Annotated in this window: 18 protein-coding genes; 13 read left to right on the forward strand and 5 right to left on the reverse strand. The window is 59.9% G+C overall.

The window, feature by feature from the left end; all coding sequences use genetic code 11:
* Window positions 1-34: 34 nt before the first annotated feature.
* The 7 genes from ACA047_RS02850 to trpE all read left to right on the forward strand — a co-directional run bounded on the left by ACA047_RS02850 (window position 35) and on the right by trpE (window position 7,844).
* Window positions 35-1,078, forward strand: a complete 1,044-nt coding sequence (locus ACA047_RS02850; RefSeq protein ID WP_497356550.1) for an ABC transporter substrate-binding protein — start codon at window positions 35-37, stop codon at window positions 1,076-1,078.
* Between the two features lie 208 nt (window positions 1,079-1,286).
* Window positions 1,287-2,534, forward strand: coding sequence for an ABC transporter permease (locus ACA047_RS02855; protein WP_497356552.1), 1,248 nt, complete (start codon window positions 1,287-1,289; stop codon window positions 2,532-2,534).
* A gap of 12 nt (window positions 2,535-2,546) precedes the next feature.
* Window positions 2,547-3,371 (forward strand): ABC transporter permease, encoded by an 825-nt coding sequence (locus tag ACA047_RS02860; RefSeq protein WP_497356554.1) that lies wholly within the window; start codon window positions 2,547-2,549, stop codon window positions 3,369-3,371.
* A gap of 204 nt (window positions 3,372-3,575) precedes the next feature.
* On the forward strand, window positions 3,576-4,724 hold the full coding sequence (locus tag ACA047_RS02865) for an iron-containing alcohol dehydrogenase (RefSeq protein ID WP_497356556.1): 1,149 nt from the start codon (window positions 3,576-3,578) through the stop codon (window positions 4,722-4,724).
* Window positions 4,725-4,802: 78 nt separating this feature from the next.
* Window positions 4,803-5,477, forward strand: a complete 675-nt coding sequence (rpe, locus tag ACA047_RS02870; protein WP_497356558.1) for a ribulose-phosphate 3-epimerase — start codon at window positions 4,803-4,805, stop codon at window positions 5,475-5,477.
* Complete coding sequence (locus tag ACA047_RS02875) at window positions 5,474-6,292, forward strand: phosphoglycolate phosphatase (protein WP_497356560.1); 819 nt, start codon at window positions 5,474-5,476, stop codon at window positions 6,290-6,292. Before rpe ends, ACA047_RS02875 begins: the two co-directional genes overlap by 4 nt.
* A gap of 70 nt (window positions 6,293-6,362) precedes the next feature.
* A complete protein-coding gene (gene trpE, locus ACA047_RS02880) occupies window positions 6,363-7,844 on the forward strand; it encodes an anthranilate synthase component I (protein WP_497356562.1) in 1,482 nt (493 codons plus the stop codon).
* 137 nt (window positions 7,845-7,981) lie between these two features.
* Here trpE and estP read toward each other — a convergent pair whose 3' ends face one another.
* On the reverse strand, window positions 7,982-9,889 hold the full coding sequence (gene estP / locus ACA047_RS02885) for an esterase EstP (protein WP_497356564.1): 1,908 nt from the start codon (window positions 9,887-9,889) through the stop codon (window positions 7,982-7,984).
* A gap of 418 nt (window positions 9,890-10,307) precedes the next feature.
* On the opposite strand from estP, the gene ACA047_RS02890 reads away from it, so the two are divergent.
* Genes ACA047_RS02890 through ACA047_RS02905 form a run of 4 tightly spaced genes read left to right on the forward strand, consistent with a single transcriptional unit; the run spans window position 10,308 to window position 13,499 of the window.
* Window positions 10,308-10,901 (forward strand): aminodeoxychorismate/anthranilate synthase component II, encoded by a 594-nt coding sequence (locus ACA047_RS02890; RefSeq protein WP_497356566.1) that lies wholly within the window; start codon window positions 10,308-10,310, stop codon window positions 10,899-10,901.
* A 9-nt stretch (window positions 10,902-10,910) separates the two neighbouring features.
* Window positions 10,911-11,960 (forward strand): anthranilate phosphoribosyltransferase, encoded by a 1,050-nt coding sequence (gene trpD, locus ACA047_RS02895; protein ID WP_497356568.1) that lies wholly within the window; start codon window positions 10,911-10,913, stop codon window positions 11,958-11,960.
* Window positions 11,957-12,793 carry an indole-3-glycerol phosphate synthase TrpC gene (gene trpC / locus ACA047_RS02900; protein ID WP_497356570.1) on the forward strand — a complete coding sequence of 279 codons (837 nt, stop codon included), beginning with the start codon at window positions 11,957-11,959 and terminating at the stop codon, window positions 12,791-12,793. The genes trpD and trpC overlap by 4 nt, the downstream gene beginning before the upstream one ends.
* A 4-nt stretch (window positions 12,794-12,797) precedes the next feature.
* The gene (locus tag ACA047_RS02905; protein ID WP_497356572.1) at window positions 12,798-13,499 is read left to right on the forward strand and encodes a lipoate--protein ligase family protein; all 702 of its coding nucleotides are present in this window, start codon (window positions 12,798-12,800) and stop codon (window positions 13,497-13,499) included.
* Here the strand turns inward: ACA047_RS02905 and crp are convergent.
* On the reverse strand, window positions 13,496-14,140 hold the full coding sequence (gene crp, locus ACA047_RS02910; protein WP_497356574.1) for a cAMP-activated global transcriptional regulator CRP: 645 nt from the start codon (window positions 14,138-14,140) through the stop codon (window positions 13,496-13,498). The two genes, ACA047_RS02905 and crp, sit on opposite strands and share 4 nt — an antisense overlap.
* A gap of 231 nt (window positions 14,141-14,371) precedes the next feature.
* On the opposite strand from crp, the gene ACA047_RS02915 reads away from it, so the two are divergent.
* Window positions 14,372-14,794, forward strand: a complete 423-nt coding sequence (locus tag ACA047_RS02915; RefSeq protein ID WP_003206127.1) for an OsmC family protein — start codon at window positions 14,372-14,374, stop codon at window positions 14,792-14,794.
* 238 nt (window positions 14,795-15,032) lie between these two features.
* Complete coding sequence (speD, locus tag ACA047_RS02920; protein WP_135847443.1) at window positions 15,033-15,827, forward strand: adenosylmethionine decarboxylase; 795 nt, start codon at window positions 15,033-15,035, stop codon at window positions 15,825-15,827.
* 94 nt (window positions 15,828-15,921) lie between these two features.
* On the opposite strand, the gene coq7 is transcribed toward speD, so the two are convergent.
* The 3 genes from coq7 to ACA047_RS02935 all read right to left on the reverse strand — a co-directional run bounded on the left by coq7 (window position 15,922) and on the right by ACA047_RS02935 (window position 17,853).
* Window positions 15,922-16,569: a 2-polyprenyl-3-methyl-6-methoxy-1,4-benzoquinone monooxygenase gene (coq7, locus tag ACA047_RS02925; RefSeq protein WP_497356576.1), complete on the reverse strand. Its 648-nt coding sequence runs from the start codon at window positions 16,567-16,569 to the stop codon at window positions 15,922-15,924.
* A gap of 74 nt (window positions 16,570-16,643) precedes the next feature.
* A complete protein-coding gene (locus ACA047_RS02930) occupies window positions 16,644-16,982 on the reverse strand; it encodes a histidine triad nucleotide-binding protein (RefSeq protein ID WP_497356578.1) in 339 nt (112 codons plus the stop codon).
* Window positions 16,983-17,064: 82 nt separating this feature from the next.
* Window positions 17,065-17,853, reverse strand: coding sequence for an SDR family NAD(P)-dependent oxidoreductase (locus ACA047_RS02935; protein WP_497356580.1), 789 nt, complete (start codon window positions 17,851-17,853; stop codon window positions 17,065-17,067).
* Between the last annotated feature and the right edge of the window lie 52 nt (window positions 17,854-17,905).

Below are 17,905 nucleotides of genomic sequence, written 5' to 3' on the forward strand. Positions count from 1 at the left end.
CCAACACCAACCCTGCACGTGGAGAGAACAATAAATGTTGAGATCCCTGAAGTTTACAGCCCTGACACTGGGCATGATGGGTGCGGCAAGCGCGATGGCGGCGGGTCCGGACCTGACCGTGGTGTCTTTCGGCGGGGCGAACAAGGCGGCTCAGGTCAAAGCCTTTTACGCACCGTGGGAAACGGCCGGCAACGGCAAGATCGTCGCCGGCGAGTACAACGGCGAAATGGCCAAGGTCAAGGCCATGGTCGATACCAAGAGCGTCTCGTGGGACCTGGTAGAAGTCGAGTCCCCGGAATTGTCCCGTGGTTGCGACGAAGACATGTTCGAGCAACTGGATCCGGCGCTGTTCGGCAAAGCCGATGACTACGTCAAGGGCGCCATCCAGCCTTGCGGCGTGGGTTTCTTCGTGTGGTCGACCGTGCTGGCCTACAACGCTGACAAACTGAAAACCGCGCCGACCAGTTGGGCGGATTTCTGGGACACCAAGAAATTCCCGGGCAAGCGAGGCCTTCGCAAAGGCGCCAAGTACACCCTGGAATTCGCCTTGATGGCCGACGGCGTAGCGCCCAAGGACGTCTACAAGGTACTGGCCGGCAAGGATGGCCAGGATCGCGCGTTCAAGAAGCTCGATGAACTCAAGCCGAGCATCCAGTGGTGGGAAGCCGGCGCCCAGCCGCCGCAGTACCTGGCTTCCGGTGACGTGGTCATGAGCTCGGCCTACAACGGTCGGATCGCCGCGGTACAGAAAGAAAGCAACCTGAAAGTGGTGTGGAACGGCGGCATCTACGACTTCGACGCTTGGGCTATTCCACGCGGTCTGGACAAGGCTCGCGCCGAAGCTGCGAAGAAATTCATCGCCTTCTCGGTGGCACCGCAGCAGCAGAAGACCTACTCCGAAAACATCGCCTACGGCCCGGCCAACACCCAGGCAGTACCGTTGCTGGCCAAGGATGTCCTGAAAGACATGCCTACCACCCCGGAAAACATCGCCAACCAGGTGCAGATCGACGTCAGCTTCTGGGCTGACAACGGTGAGCAACTGGAGCAGCGGTTTAACTCCTGGGCTGCGAAGTAACTCGACGGTCTGAAGCTGGACGAGATCCAAGTGGGAGCGAGCCTGCTCGCGATAGTGGTCTGTCAGACACATCAATATTGAATGTGTCGCACCATCGCGAGCAAGCTTTGCTCCCCCAGGGGAATCAGCTTCCACAGTTAGGGTGTTTCAAAAGAACAGAGGCGGCCCGCCGTCTCTGTAACGATCAAAAAGATTTGCGGAGTTCGCCATGGCCATCGCCGTTCCACTGAACGCGGGCACCAGCCCCACCCTGAAGCAGCGGCTCAAGCGCGCCGAGCGGGTCAACCGCTGGAAGGCCCAAGCCTTGATCGCGCCGCTGGTGCTGTTTCTGTTGCTGGTGTTCCTGGTACCGATCGTGGCGCTGCTGTTCAAAAGCGTTGGTAACCCGGAAGTGGTCGGCGCCATGCCGCGCACCGTGGCTGCGGTCGCTGCATGGGACGGGCGTGGGTTGCCTGGCGAGCCGGTGTACAAGGCTGCCACTGAAGACCTGGCCGAAGCCCGCAAGAATCAGACCCTGGGCGACTTGTCCAAGCGCCTGAACATGGAACTGGCCGGCTATCGCAGCCTGCTGACCAAGACCGCTCGTGCGCTGCCGTTCGCCACCGAGCCGGCTTCTTATAAAGAGGCGCTGGAAAACCTCGACGAGCGCTGGGGCGACCCTGCGTACTGGCAGGTGATCCGCCGCAACACCAGTGACGTCACGCCGTATTACCTGCTGGCGGCCGTCGATCACCGCATCGATGACCTCGGTGAACTGGCACCGGCCACCCCCGACCAGGCGATCTACCTCGACATTTTTGCCCGTACTTTCTGGATGGGCCTGGTGATCACCGCGATCTGCCTGGTGCTGGCCTATCCGTTGGCCTACCTGCTGGCGAACCTGCCATCGCGCCAGAGCAACCTGCTGATGATCCTGGTGCTGCTGCCGTTCTGGACTTCGATCCTGGTGCGGGTGGCGGCGTGGATCGTGCTGCTGCAGTCGGGCGGGCTGATCAACAGCGGCCTGATGGCCATGGGCATCATCGATAAACCCCTGGAGCTGGTGTTCAACCGCACCGGTGTCTACATCTCCATGGTCCACATCCTGCTGCCGTTCATGATTCTGCCGATCTACAGCGTGATGAAGGGCATCTCGCCAACGTACATGCGTGCGGCGATTTCCCTGGGCTGCCATCCGTTCGCCAGTTTCTGGCGGGTGTACTTCCCGCAGACCTATGCCGGCGTCGGCGCTGGTTGCCTGCTGGTGTTCATTCTTGCCATCGGCTACTACATCACCCCGGCATTGCTGGGCAGCCCGAACGATCAGATGGTCAGCTACTTCGTCGCGTTCTACACCAACACCAGCATCAACTGGGGCATGGCCACGGCGCTCGGCGGGCTGCTGTTGCTGGCGACCATCGTGCTTTATCTGATTTACAGCTGGCTGGTGGGCGCCAGTCGCCTGCGCCTGAGCTAAGGGGAGATTGAAATGCTGAGTCCTTACATGTCCCCCGTCGAACGGGTGTGGTTCTACTGCTTGCGTACACTTTGCGGCCTGGTCCTGTTGTTCCTGATCCTGCCGGTGCTGGTGATCATTCCGCTGTCGTTCAATTCCGGCAGCTTCCTGGTGTACCCGCTGCAAGGCTTTTCCCTGCAGTGGTACCACGATTTCTTTGCCTCGGCCGAATGGATGCGGGCGCTGAAAAACAGCATCATCGTGGCCCCAGCGGCGACGTTTCTGGCGATGGTCTTCGGCACGCTGGCGGCGATTGGCCTGACCCGTGGCGACTTCCCGGGCAAGGCGTTGGTGATGGCCCTGGTGATTTCGCCCATGGTGGTGCCGGTGGTGATCATCGGGGTGGCCAGTTACCTGTTCTTCGCGCCGCTGGGGCTGGGTAACAGCTTCTTTTCGTTGATTGTGGTACATGCGGTGCTCGGCGTGCCGTTCGTCATCATCACGGTGTCGGCGACCTTGCAGGGTTTCAACCACAACCTGGTTCGAGCCGCCGCCAGTCTTGGCGCGTCGCCGCTGACGGCATTTCGTCGGGTGACCCTGCCGTTGATCGCCCCGGGCGTGATCTCCGGCGCGCTGTTCGCCTTCGCGACCTCGTTCGATGAGGTGGTGGTGACCCTGTTCCTGGCCGGCCCCGAGCAGGCGACGCTGCCAAGGCAGATGTTCAGCGGCATCCGCGAAAACCTCAGCCCCACCATCGCCGCTGCGGCAACGCTGCTGATCGCCTTCTCGGTGATTCTGTTGCTGACCCTGGAATGGCTGCGTGGGCGTAGCGAAAAACTGCGGACCACGCAGGTTTAAAGCCTTTTCGCCGATCCAGTGTGGGAGCGAGCCTGCTCGCGATTGACGGTGGGACATTCGATATCTTCATCGGCTGACACACCGTCAATCGTGAGCAGGCTCGCTCCCACAGGGTACTGATCGCATTCATGTCCTGAATAGAAGACAACCTTAAATACCGAGCTATTCTTGTGCCAGCCCACTCTAGAATAAGAGGCCGCGCACATGAGTCTTTCTTCATTCAAGATCGCCCACAAACTGATCACCGGCGCCGGTGCCATCGAGCAACTGGCGGACGAGTTGACGCGGCTGGACGTCGACAACCCGTTGATCGTGACCGACGCTGCGCTGGTCAAGTCCGGCACCGTGGAGCTGGCCCTGCAACACCTGGGCGGGCGCGACTACGAGATTTTCGACCGAGTCATGCCGGACCCGGAAATCGCCATCGTCGAAGACTGCATGCAGGCTTATCGCGATGGCGGCCATGATGGCCTGATTGGCCTGGGCGGCGGCAGTGCCATCGACATCGCCAAGAGCGTGGCGGCCTACGCCGGTTATCACGGCGAACTGCAAGACCTGTTCGGCGTCGACCAGGTGCCGCGCAAAGGCCCGCCATTGATTGCCATCCCCACCACGGCCGGTACCGGCTCGGAAGTCACCAACGTGGCAATCCTCTCCGACAAGGCCGCGCAGCTGAAAAAAGGCATCGTCAGCGATTATTTATTGCCGGATGTGGCGCTGGTCAGCCCGCAGATGACCCTCACCTGTCCGCGCAAGGTAACGGCTGCCAGTGGCGTCGATGCGCTGGCGCACGCCATCGAGGCCTACCTGTCGCTCAATGCCTCGCCGATCACCGATGCCCTGGCCATCGGTGCCATCAAACTGATCACTCGTGCATTGCCCAAGGCCTACGCCAACCCCGCTCACTTACAAGCCCGCGAGGACATGGCCACCGCCAGCCTGATGGCCGGCATGGCGTTCGGCAATGCCGGGGTCGGGGCGGTGCATGCGCTGGCCTATCCGCTGGGCGGGCGTTTTCACGTCTCCCATGGCGTCGCCAACGCCTTGTTGCTGCCGTATGTCATGGCGTGGAACAAGATGGCCTGCGTGGAGCGCATGCGCGACATCGCCGAAGCCATGGGTATAAAGACCGCGCACCTGAGCGATCTCGAAGCCGCCGACGAAGCCGTGGAGGCCATGACCGCCTTCTGTGCCGCCATGGAAATTCCCCAAGGCCTGAGCAGCTTTGGCGTGACCGAGGACGTGATCCCTTCCATGGCGGTGGAAGCCGCGGGGATCGAGCGGCTGATGCGCAACAACCCGCGCAAACTGAGCCCCGGCGATATCGAGAAGATCTACCGCGCAGCGTATTGATCGTCTGTCACGGTGGGCGCGCCAAATTGGGAGGTATACAATGCGCGCCATCGTGATTTCGCTCAAAAAAGGTGCGTCATGCAGTCCTTCGCTATTGCTCCGTCGATTCTCTCTGCCGACTTCGCCCGCCTGGGCGAGGAAGTGGACAACGTGCTGGCCGCCGGGGCCGACATCGTGCACTTCGATGTCATGGACAATCACTACGTGCCCAACCTGACCATCGGCCCGATGGTCTGCTCGGCGCTGCGCAAATACGGCGTCACCGCGCCAATCGACGCGCACCTGATGGTCAGCCCGGTGGATCGCATCGTTGGCGACTTTATCGAGGCCGGTGCCACCTACATCACCTTCCACCCCGAAGCGACGCTGCACGTTGACCGTTCCCTGCAGTTGATCCGCGAAGGTGGTTGCAAGGCCGGCCTGGTGTTCAACCCGGCCACGCCGCTGGACGTGCTCAAGTACGTGATGGACAAGGTCGACATGATCCTGCTGATGAGCGTCAACCCAGGTTTCGGCGGGCAGAAGTTCATCCCCGGCACCCTCGACAAGCTGCGCGAAGCCCGTGCGCTGATCGATGCTTCGGGGCGTGACATCCGCCTGGAAATCGACGGCGGCGTGAACGTGAGCAACATTCGTGAAATCGCCGCGGCCGGTGCCGATACCTTTGTCGCAGGCTCGGCAATCTTCAATGCACCCGACTACAAAGAGGTGATTGAAAAAATGCGTAGTGAACTGGCTCTGGCACGCCCATGAGCGGCTTCGAGCAGCTGTTTCCCGGCAGCCTGCCGCGTCTGGTGATGTTCGACCTCGATGGCACGCTGGTCGATTCGGTTCCAGACCTCGCCGTGGCCGTGGACAACATGCTGCTCGAGCTCGGGCGCCCGCCTGCCGGCTTCGACTCGGTGCGTCAGTGGGTCGGCAACGGGGCGCCCATGCTGGTGCGCCGAGCCCTGGCCAACCACATCGATGCCCAGGGTGTCGATGAGGCCGAGGCCGAGCGGGCGCTGGAACTGTTCAACGAAGCCTACGAGGGTAATCATGAGCTGACGGTGGTTTACCCCGGCGTGCACTCCACCCTCAAATGGCTGCACAAGCAGGGCGTGGAAATGGCGCTGATCACCAACAAGCCGGAGCGCTTCGTCGCGCCGCTGCTGGATCAGATGAAAATCGGTCGGTATTTCCGCTGGATCATCGGCGGTGACACCTTGGCGCAGAGAAAGCCCGACCCGGCCGCGCTGTTTTTCGTGATGAAAATGGCCAACATCCCCGCCTCCCAATCGCTGTTCGTCGGCGACTCGCGCAGCGATGTGCTGGCGGCGAAAGCGGCGGGTGTCAAGTGCGTGGGGTTGAGTTACGGCTACAACCATGGCCGGCCGATCGCCGAAGAATTCCCCTCGCTGGTGATCGACGATTTGCGTCTGTTAATTCCCGGTTGCCTGGACCCGGCCGCTGAGATAACGTTGCCCGACGCTGTTCAATCCTCTTCTGGAAACGCCATCGTGGTGGTCACTCGCAAACTCTGGATGAAAGTCATCAAGGCCCTGGCCCGCTGGCGTTGGCGCGCCTGACGTGATCCTGGCCGGTTATCCGGCGCGTTTGCATACCTGACTGTCAGCTTCTCTTGCCACGAGGCACCCCATGATCCGCGAAGAATTCCTGCGTCTAGCCGCTGCCGGCTACAACCGCATCCCACTTGCCTGCGAAACCCTGGCCGATTTCGATACTCCGCTTTCGATCTACCTCAAGCTGGCCGACCAGCCCAACTCCTACCTGCTCGAATCGGTGCAGGGCGGAGAGAAATGGGGCCGTTATTCCATTATCGGTTTGCCATGCCGCACGGTGCTGCGGGTCCACGACCATCGCATCAGCGTGACCCATGACGGCGTCGAGATCGAAAGCCTGGACGTTGAAGATCCGCTGGCCTTTGTCGAAACCTTCAAGGCCCGCTACAACGTGCCGATCATTCCCGGCCTGCCGCGTTTCAATGGTGGCCTGGTGGGGTATTTCGGCTATGACTGCGTGCGCTACGTGGAAAAACGCCTGGGCACCTGCCCGAATCCTGATCCGCTGGGTGTGCCAGACATTTTGCTGATGGTGTCCGACGCAGTCGTCGTCTTCGACAACCTTGCCGGTAAGATGCACGCCATCGTCTTGGCCGATCCGTCTTCGGAAGATGCCTACGAGCAAGGTCAGAAAAGCCTGCAGGCGCTGTTGGAGAAACTCCGTCAGCCGATCACTCCGCGTCCGGGCCTGGACTTCAGCAAGCAGTCGGCGGCCGACCCGGTGTTCCGTTCCAGTTTCACCCAGGACGATTACGAAAGAGCGGTCGATACCATCAAGGAATACATCCTGGCTGGCGACTGCATGCAAGTGGTGCCGTCGCAACGGATGTCCATCGACTTCAAGGCCGCGCCCATCGATCTGTACCGGGCGCTGCGCTGCTTCAACCCGACGCCTTACATGTACTTCTTCAACTTCGGCGACTTCCATGTCGTCGGCAGTTCGCCAGAAGTGCTGGTGCGGGTCGAAGACAACCTGATCACCGTGCGGCCCATCGCGGGCACTCGGCCTCGTGGCGCCACGGAGGAGGCCGACCGGGCGCTGGAAGAGGACCTGCTGTCGGATGACAAGGAAATCGCCGAGCACCTGATGCTGATCGACCTGGGGCGCAACGACACCGGGCGGGTTTCGGAAATCGGTTCGGTGAAGCTCACCGAGAAGATGGTCATCGAACGCTATTCCAACGTGATGCACATTGTCTCCAACGTCACGGGCCAGCTGAAGGCCGGGCTGACGGCGATGGACGCCCTGCGGGCGATCCTGCCGGCGGGCACTTTGTCCGGCGCGCCGAAAATCCGCGCGATGGAAATCATCGACGAACTGGAGCCGGTCAAGCGTGGTGTGTATGGCGGGGCCGTGGGCTATTTCGCCTGGAACGGCAACATGGACACGGCCATTGCCATCCGCACCGCCGTGATCAAGAACGGTGAACTGCACGTGCAGGCCGGCGGCGGCATCGTCGCCGACTCGGTGCCGGCGCTGGAATGGGAAGAAACCCTGAACAAGCGCCGAGCGATGTTCCGCGCCGTGGCGTTGGCCGAGCAGACCACAAGCGACTGAAGCCCGCATTCCTTCAGGTAGAACCCGATCAGCTGTGGGAGCGAGCCTGCTCGCGATAGCGGACTGTCAGTCGATACATTTGTCGAACATGACGGTCTCATCGCGAGCAGGCTCGCTCCCACATGGTTCGCGCGCGATCAGAAATCCAGACTGACCCCGACACTCACCCCTTGCTGGGTAAAGTCATCATCCTTGCGCAATGTATAACCGCCCCGCAGCGCCAGATCATTGGTCAACTTGTGGCTGACCCCCAGGCTCAGGCGATTCAGGTGGCTTGGTGGTGTATAGCCCTCAAGCGTGAAGTCATTGTCCGGCAAACTGTTGAGGGCGATGTTCACCTGTTGGATGTCGTTTTCGTACTCACGTTCGTGGGCATATTCGCCATACACCTGGGTCTGACGGGTGAAGTTGTATTTGCCCTGCAAGCCAATGCCCAGGCGCTTCGAGTCGCGGGTCTGGTCATTGAAGGTCAGGGCCGTGGAGCGGACGCTGTTTTCGGAATACCCGTCGACCTCCACCTTCGCGTAATCGGCGCTGATAAACGGTGACAGGTGCCATTCACTGCCCGGCTGGGCGATGTCGTAGCCCACGCGCGTGCTGAATGCCCAGAGGTGACCATCGGTATCGCCTTTCTCCTGCGATTCGTTGACGCCCAGGTCGAACTTGCGCTCCAGATTGTCGTAGTCAAGCTTGCCGCCGGTCAGCGCCGCATCGGCCCACCAGCGGTTCTGCTGGAACTGGGCGAACGCGGTGGCCAGGTAGCTGTTGAGTTTGTAGTCCGAGTCGTTATGGCCGGCCTCCATGTCCTGGCGGTAAAGCCCGGCGGCTATGCCCACGCGCCAAGCCTCGTTGAGGCGATAGCTGCCACCGATATTCAAGCTGTAGCCGCTGCCGTCGGCACTGGCGCTACTGCTCTGGCTGTCCACGTCCAGATGCTGGCCGCCGCCCGCGACGATAGCGCGCCACTGACCGACCGCCTGCCAGTTCTCCCAGTCCGATTGCCATTGGCTGCGCAATTCATCCTGGTGAGCGCGCAGGGTCGAGTGGGCCATTTCCGGCAGCAGCGTCAGCTCCCAGGGGGCCGCGAGCAGGGAATAGGCGTAGTCGGCGATCAGTTTTTGTCCGGCCTCGGTGGGGTGGACCGAGTCGTTGTAGATCAGTTTGCTGGGGTCCGGCGTCGCGCTGTGGATGCCATAAGTGGCGTTTTCCGTGCAGCCGTTGCCGCTGAAGCAGGTCCCGGTAAGGTTCTCGCCGGTAGCGAGGCCGAATCGTGCTGGATCGGCGAAGCTTTCCTTCAGCAACAGCGGAATGTTCAGCGGGATAATCTCAGCATCGATGCCTTGCAGTCGCGTGACCAGTTGCTGGTTGAATTGCTCGCTGAGTTGGGAAAATGCGTCTTGCAAAGGGCTGCCATTGAGAGCCGGGGTCAGGCCAATGTCGGGCAGCAGCCAGACCATCACATAACGGGCTCCGGCCGTTTGCAGCACTTGGACGCTATCGGCCAGGCGATCCGCGGCGGCCTGTGCCTGTGTGGTGTTCAGTACCAGGCCCTGAAGGAAATCGTTACCGCCGCCGGAAATGTAATACAGCGCATTGGGGTCGGCGCGCAGACCGTTGGCCACCAGGTAACCGTCGCGACTGCGCTCGCCGGTGTCGGAAACGCTGGTGATCGAGTCGAGGATCTGGTCGGTACGATAACCGCCCACGGCCCAGTTATTGCCGTCCGCCAGGCCCTCGCTGGCACGCACCGCCGAGGTGGAGGCGGCGGTTTCGTCGTCGGAAAAGCCCAGCCGTCCGCCGAGCAACTGGGTGGAGTTGGCGGAATAGACTTCGCCACTGCCATCGGTATAGAACGGGCCGGTACGGTTGGTATAGCGTTCAGTCGCCCCGGATGGACCGCCCGAGTCGGTGAACTGGCCGGCGTCGTTGAGGCTGTCACCGAAGACGATGAAGCTCGAATAAGGGTTGGGAGCGGCATTCGCCTGGGCGCAGGCCATTGCCAGCAGGCAGCCGGCAATTGGTACGAACAGCGTGTGTTTGATCATGTGAAAGTCCGTTTCTGTATTTTTGTTTTATTGTTGTTACAAAGACGAAACGAAAGTACCAAAAAAGTCCTGCTCTATGCCACCATCCGAGAACCTCGCGATTGTTTACAAGTCCTTCGGGCCCGTCATATTGCGTGCTCCGCCAAGCTAAGCTACTGTGCCGGAACGTATGAACGAGACTTCTCCTGTGTCGATTGTCAGCAAACTTCTGGATCAAATGATCAAGGCACACGCCCGTTGGCGTTGGCGCGCCTGAACGTTCTCCGCCGGCCTTGCCGGACCTGTACCGATTTGCCTTCTTTACCTGCTTGAAAGCCGCTTCGCTGGCGCATCACACACCTTGCCAAGCGCAGCACCGCGCGGGTCACTCTCCGAAGGCTGTATTTAAAGTCAGTGAATTCAATAGGTTGCTTACGCCATGTTGCTGATGATCGATAACTACGACTCTTTTACCTACAACGTTGTGCAGTACCTCGGCGAGCTGGGCTCAGAGGTCAAGGTTGTGCGCAACGACGAACTGACCATCGCCGAAATCGAAGCCCTCAAACCTGAGCGCATCGTGGTCTCGCCCGGTCCTTGCACCCCGACCGAAGCAGGCATCTCCATCGAAGCCATCAAGTATTTCTCCGGCAAGCTGCCGATCCTGGGCGTTTGCCTGGGGCATCAGTCGATCGGCCAGGCGTTCGGTGGCGATGTCGTGCGTGCCCGACAAGTCATGCATGGTAAAACTAGCCCGGTATTCCATGAGGACAAGGGCGTGTTCGAAGGCCTGAATCGTCCCCTCACCGTGACCCGCTACCACTCCCTGATCGTCAAGCGCGAAACCCTGCCCGACTGCCTGGAGCTGACCGCCTGGACCCAGCTCGAAGACGGTTCGGTGGATGAAATCATGGGGCTGCGTCACAAGACGCTGAATATCGAGGGTGTGCAATTTCATCCCGAGTCTATTCTCACCGAACAGGGTCACGAGCTGTTCGCCAACTTCCTCAAACAAACCGGCGGCACGCGCTAAGGACTTTTCATGGATATCAAGACAGCCCTGAGCCGTATCGTCGGCCATCTCGACCTGAGCACCGACGAGATGAGCGACGTGATGCGCGAAATCATGACCGGCCAATGCACGGATGCGCAGATTGGCGCGTTCATGATGGCCATGCGCATGAAGAGCGAAAGCATCGATGAAATCGTCGGCGCGGTCTCGGTCATGCGCGAGCTGGCGGACAAGGTCGAACTCAAGACCCTCGACGGCGTGGTGGATGTGGTGGGCACCGGCGGCGACGGGGCCAATATCTTCAACGTATCCACCGCCTCGGCATTCGTCGTCGCGGCGGCCGGCTGCACCGTTGCCAAGCACGGCAACCGCGCGGTCTCAGGCAAGAGCGGCAGCGCCGACTTGCTGGAAGCGGCCGGCATCTACCTGAACCTGACCCCGGTCCAGGTCGCACGCTGCATCGACAACGTCGGCATCGGCTTCATGTTTGCCCAGACTCACCACCGCGCCATGAAGCACGCTGCCGCTCCGCGTCGTGAGCTGGGCCTGCGCACGATGTTCAATATGCTCGGCCCGCTTACGAACCCGGCCGGCGTGAAACATCAGGTGGTGGGTGTATTTAATCAGGCGTTGTGCCGGCCATTGGCCGAAGTCCTGCAACGGCTGGGCAGCAAGCACGTGCTGGTGGTCCATTCGAAAGATGGCCTGGACGAATTCAGCCTGGCGGCGCCAACGTTTGTGGCTGAATTAAAAAATGATCAGATCAGCGAGTATTGGGTCGAACCTGAAGACCTGGGCATGAAAAGCCAGAGCCTGCATGGCCTGGCGGTTGACAGTCCGGCGCAGTCGTTGGAGCTGATCCGCGATGCCTTGGGGCGTCGCAAGACCGAAAACGGCCAGAAGGCCGCTGAAATGATCGTACTCAATGCCGGCGCCGCGTTGTACGCCGCCGACCACGCCAGCAGCCTCAAGCAAGGCGTGGAACTGGCCCATGATGCGTTGCACACTGGCCTGGCCAGGGAAAAACTCGAAGAACTGGGTGCATTTACCGCCGTATTCAAAGTGGAGAACGAAGGATGAGTGTGCCAACGGTTCTGGAAAACATTCTGGTTCGCAAGGCTGAGGAAGTGGCCGAGCGCCGTGCTCGAGTCAGCCTGGCCGAGCTGGAAAACCTCGCGCGCTCAGCGGATGCGCCCCGTGGTTTTGCCAAGGCGCTGATCGATCAGGCCAAGAAAAAGCAGCCGGCGGTGATTGCCGAAATCAAAAAGGCTTCTCCCAGCAAGGGCGTGATTCGTGAACACTTCGTCCCCGCCGACATCGCCAAGAGCTATGAGAAGGGCGGCGCGACCTGTCTTTCGGTGCTGACCGATGTCGATTTTTTCCAGGGCGCCGACGACTACCTCAAGCAGGCGCGGGCGGCGTGCAAGCTCCCGGTGATCCGCAAGGACTTCATGATCGACCCGTATCAGATTGTCGAGGCTCGGGCATTGGGCGCTGATTGCATACTGTTGATCGTTTCCGCCCTCGACGACGTGAAAATGGCTGAGCTGGCGGCTGTTGCCAAAGGTGTGGGCCTGGATGTCCTGGTGGAAGTCCATGACGGCGAAGAGTTGGAGCGGGCCCTGAAGACCCTCGATACCAAGTTGGTCGGCGTGAACAACCGCAACTTGCACACCTTCGAAGTCAGCCTGGAAACCACCCTGGACCTGTTGCCGCGCATCCCGCGTGATCGCCTGGTCATCACCGAAAGCGGCATCCTCAACCGGGCCGATGTCGAGCTGATGGAAGTCAGCGATGTGTACTCCTTCCTGGTGGGCGAAGCGTTCATGCGGGCAGAAAACCCGGGTACGGAACTGCAACGTCTGTTCTTCCCTGAGCGCGGCCTCCCGATAAGCGGTTCGACACTGGACTGATTCGATGTCGCCAGTGATTTCTCTGACCGTCGAAGCCGGCCTGCAGGCCGAACAGGATCTGCTGGCCAGTATCTGCGCGGGCGATGCTGAGTTCGGCCTGTTGTTCTGGCAACCCAATGACCGTGCGTTGGTCATGCCACGCCGCTTGAGCCGCCTGCCGGGGTTCGAGCGCGCCTGTGAAGTATCGGCGGCCAGCGGCTGGCCGGTGCTGCTGCGCGAAACAGGCGGGGAGCCGGTGCCTCAGTCAGCCGCTACCGTCAATATCGCCCTGGTCTACGCACCACCGCGCAGCGAAGGCGATCATGGACGGATCGAGACCGCCTATCGCCGGTTGTGTGATCCCGTCTGCCAACTGCTGGATGAGTTGGGCGGGGTGGCTTCGTTGGGAGAGGTGGAGGGGGCGTTCTGCGACGGGCGATTCAACGTCAATCTCGACGGCCGGAAAATGGTCGGTACCGCTCAGCGCTGGCGCCAGAGCAAGGGCGGTCAACGCCCGGTGGGCCTGGTACATGGAGCGCTGTTGCTGGAGAACGAGCGCGAGTCCATGGTCGCTGCGGTCAATCGCTTCAATGAAGCCTGTGGCCTGGAGCAGCGCGTGCGTGCCGAGAGCCACATCGCCTTGCGTGAAAAATTCCCGGTCCCTCAGCCGCTGGAGCGGCTTGAGGTGCTATATCGGAAAATGCTGACGACGCTGCTCGGCGCCTAGCGCGTTCCGAATACCACCATGGTCTTGCCTTTGACATTGACCAGGTTGCGTTCCTCCAGGTCCTTGAGCACGCGGCCGACCATCTCCCGAGAGCAGCCGACAATCCGACCGATTTCTTGGCGGGTCACTTTGATCTGCATACCGTCCGGGTGGGTCATGGCATCGGGTTGCTTGCACAACTCCAGCAGGCAGCGAGCGACACGACCGGTCACGTCGAAGAAGGCGAGGTCGCCCACTTTGCGGGTGGTGTTACGCAGGCGCTGTGCGATTTGTCCGCTGAGTACGTAAAGAATGTCCGGGTCCTGCAGCGACAGTTCCCGGAATTTGCTGTAGCTGATTTCCGCGACCTCACATTCAATCTTCGCCCGTACCCAGGCACTGCGCGCTTGTTCCTTGCCTGCCTGTTCGAACAACCCCAGTTCGCCGAAAAAATCCCCGGAATTGAGGTAGGCGATGATCATCTCCCGACCGTCGTCATCCTCGATCAAGATGGTGACCGAGCCCTTGATGATGAAAAACAGCGTGTCGGAACGGTCGCCCGCACAAATGATGTTGTGCTTGGCTGGATAGCGGCGACGCTGACAATGCATCAAGAGTTTGTCGAGGTTTTTGATCTTTAACGTGGGAGTAATGGCAACCATGGTTGTATCCCGAAAGACTGCGCGGTGTAGTGGTTTGATTTTTATGGGGTGCGATGGCATTGGCCAATAGCTGGCCATACGCCAGCGAGTCGGCGCCAGCTTAACAGAGGCACTCCCAATTGATTTGAGAATTTACCTACATGCACCCCATCAGGCGTCCTACGACAGAGACTGTCATGAGAGGGGCTGTGCTAAGCTGGCGCCCCCCTTTTTAACAGTGGAGTCTTGGCGATGAAGGCACGCATCCAATGGGCTGGCGAAGCCATGTTCCTCGGTGAATCAGGCAGCGGTCATGTGGTCGTCATGGACGGTCCGCCAGAGGCTGGTGGTCGGAACCTGGGTGTTCGGCCGATGGAGATGCTCCTGCTGGGCGTAGGCGGTTGCAGTAACTTCGACGTGGTCAGCATTCTTAAAAAGTCCCGCCAGGCCGTCGAAAGTTGTGAAGCCTTCCTGGAAGCGGAGCGCGCCACCGAAGACCCGAAAGTTTTTACCAAGATTCACATGCACTTCGTGGTGAAGGGGCGTGCCCTGAAGGAAGCCCAGGTCAAGCGTGCGATTGAGCTGTCCGCCGAAAAATACTGTTCGGCTTCGATCATGCTCGGCGCCGCCGGTGTTGAAATCACCCACGATTATGAAATCATCGAATTGGGTTGAATCGACATCCAACCATCACAAATGCAGTGCAAGCTCTGGCGGTCAGAAGCCGACGTCTGCATAATGCGCCACTTTTTTCAGGGCAGTGATCGGTCTTTCGGCCGGTCCCTGTCTGGACAGACAACCAAAATCGCCATCGCGAAGAGGTGTTAACCGTCCTACGCAGGTGCGTCGTTCGCATCTGACGGGCATGCTTGATCACGCGGCCGGGCCGCAATACATAGAGAGTTTTTAAACGGTGAAAAGCAAACTCAAGCTCCATGGGTTCAATAACCTGACAAAGACCTTGAGCTTCAACATCTATGACATCTGCTATGCGGAAACCCCGCAAGACCAGCAGGCCTACGTCGAGTACATCAATAAAGAGTACAACGCCAAGCGCCTCACGCAGATCCTCACGGAAGTTGTCGATATCATTGGTGCCAACATCCTGAACATCGCCAGTCAGGACTATGAACCCCAAGGCGCCAGCGTGACCATTCTGATCTCGGAAGAGCCGGTGACACCGACCGACAGCCAGATCGAAGAGTCTCCGGGCCCGTTGCCCGAAATCATCCTGGCCCACCTCGACAAGAGCCACATCACGGTACATACCTACCCGGAAATACATCCGGTGGACGGTATCGCGACATTCCGTGTGGACATTGATGTGTCGACCTGTGGCGTCATTTCACCGCTCAAGGCCCTCAACTTCCTGATTCACCAGTTCGAGTCGGACATCGTGACCGTGGATTACCGCGTGCGTGGGTTTACCCGCGACGTTGAAGGCCACAAGCACTTCATCGACCACGAGATCAATTCGATTCAGAACTACCTCTCCGAAGACACTCGCGACGCGTATCAGATGACCGACGTGAACGTGTACCAGGAAAACCTGTTCCACACCAAAATGCTGCTCAAGGACTTCGAGCTGGACAACTACTTGTTTGGCGACGCCACCAGCAACCTGTCTACTGAACAGCGTGACCAGGTGGAAGAGCGTGTGAAACACGAAATGCTGGAAATCTTCTACGCGCGCAACATGCCGCGCTGAAGTTTCGGGTACAAAAAAAGGCGACTACCGGCGGGTAGTCGCCTTTTTTAGTTTCTGTAGGAGTGCGGACGAGCCATCGAGCGCACAATCACCGTCAGATCCGATAAGTACTCTTGGTCATGACCTTGGCCAGCAGGCTCATGCCGAATTTCACCGGGGCCGGAAAACGGAAGCCGCCGGCCTGCAGCGCACTTTCGGCGTGGTGCTCTTCATCCACGCGCATCTGTTCCAGAATCGCCCGGGACTTTTCATCTTCGGCCGGCAGTTGCTCCAGGTGCTCATTCAAGTGCTTGCACACCTGATGCTCGGTCGCCGCAACGAAGCCGAGGCTGACTTTGTCGCTGATGAGCCCGGCTACTGCGCCGATTCCGAATGACATCCCATAGAACAACGGGTTCAGGACGCTGGTATGACTGCCCAGCTGGCGAATGCGTTGTTCGCACCAGACCAGATGGTCTACTTCTTCCTCGGCGGCATGTTCCATCGCTTCACGCACCTGCGGCAGCTTCGCCGTCAGCGCCTGGCCCTGATACAGCGCCTGGGCGCAGACTTCGCCGGTGTGGTTAATGCGCATCAGTCCTGCGACGTGGCGAGTTTGCTCGTCACTCATTTGCACGTCCGGCTGCACAATTGCCGGTGATGGGCGGTACGGCTGGCCACTGAAGGGCAATAGCGTACGCATCGCGGTATCGGCTTGCAGCAGGAGACGGTCAATCGGCGAGTAGTGACGTTGGGTAGTCATGCTTACCTCCGGGAAAATCACGGCGGCCAGTTTAACCCAATTGGCCGCTGAAAATTTGCGTTGGGTCAGGGGGATCAACCCGGCGGCCAGTTCATCTGGCGCTGCCCCAGCACATGCATATGAATGTGATAGACGGTCTGCCCACCCAGTTCATTGCAGTTCATCACCACGCGAAAACCTTCCTCGCAACCCAATTCAAGCGCCAGACGCTGGGCCGTCAACAGAATATGCCCGGCCAGCCCTTTGTCTTCCTCGCTCAGGTCGTTGAGCGTGCGGATCGGTTTTTTTGGAATAACCAGGAAATGCACGGGTGCCTGTGGGGCGATGTCGTGGAAGGCCAGAACCTGGTCATCCTCGTAAATGATCTTGGCCGGGATTTCCCGGTTGATGATCTTGGTAAACAGAGTATCCACAGCGGTTTCTCCATTGGGCTAGTCGAGCACAAGTGTACTGAAGGCTCGGTTGGCGAGGCGGACTTTTAACTTCGCAGGGGATTCAGCGTGGGCAGTAGGCTTTGTTGACCATGCCGACGATGCTGCGAACCAGCCATCGCGGCCCAAGTCGCGGCAGCGCAGCGAGCCAGCGATTGCGGCGCCCGGGAATGATGATGGCCCGGTTCCTGTCCAGCGCTCGCACGGCATACAGCGCAACCTCCTCCGGGCTCATCAGCAATTTGCTGTCGATGAGTTTCTGTTCATCCATTTGCGCCTTGGCGAAAAAGCCGGTCCGGGTTGGCCCTGGGCAAAGTACTGATACCTTGATCGCGCATTTTTTCAGTTCGACCCGCAGGGCTTCGGAGAAGTGCAGCACATAGGCCTTGCTGGCGTAATAAGTACTCATCCATGGCCCAGGCTGGAATGCGGTGATCGACGCAACGTTCAGAATCTGGCCGCCGCCATGCAGTGCCATGCTGTTGCCTATTGCGTGACAAAGACGTGTCAGAGCGAGGATGTTGACTTCGATCAGGTCCTGTTCGGTCATCCAGTCCTGGCCCAGGAACGGACCGCTGGTACCGATGCCGGCGCAATTGACCAGCAAATCGATCTGTCGTTCGCCTTCCTCCAGCTCCAGCAGAAAACCTGAAAGCCTGAGGGGCTCCCCCAGATCACAAGCCCGGAACAGCACCTCCACGCCAAATCGCTGAGTCAGCTCTATTGCAATACTTTCCAGCCGATCACGCTGTCGAGCCACCAGTATCAGGTCGCGGCCGCGCCGGGCCAGCGCTTCGGCCATGGCCAGGCCGATGCCACTGGAAGCGCCAGTGATCAGAGCATAACGGGTCATGCAGTTCTCCATCGCAGCGGCCCGCCGCCGTGGACTGAGCTGTCACCGGCAC

The organism is Pseudomonas sp. LBUM1664 (assembly GCF_059695895.1).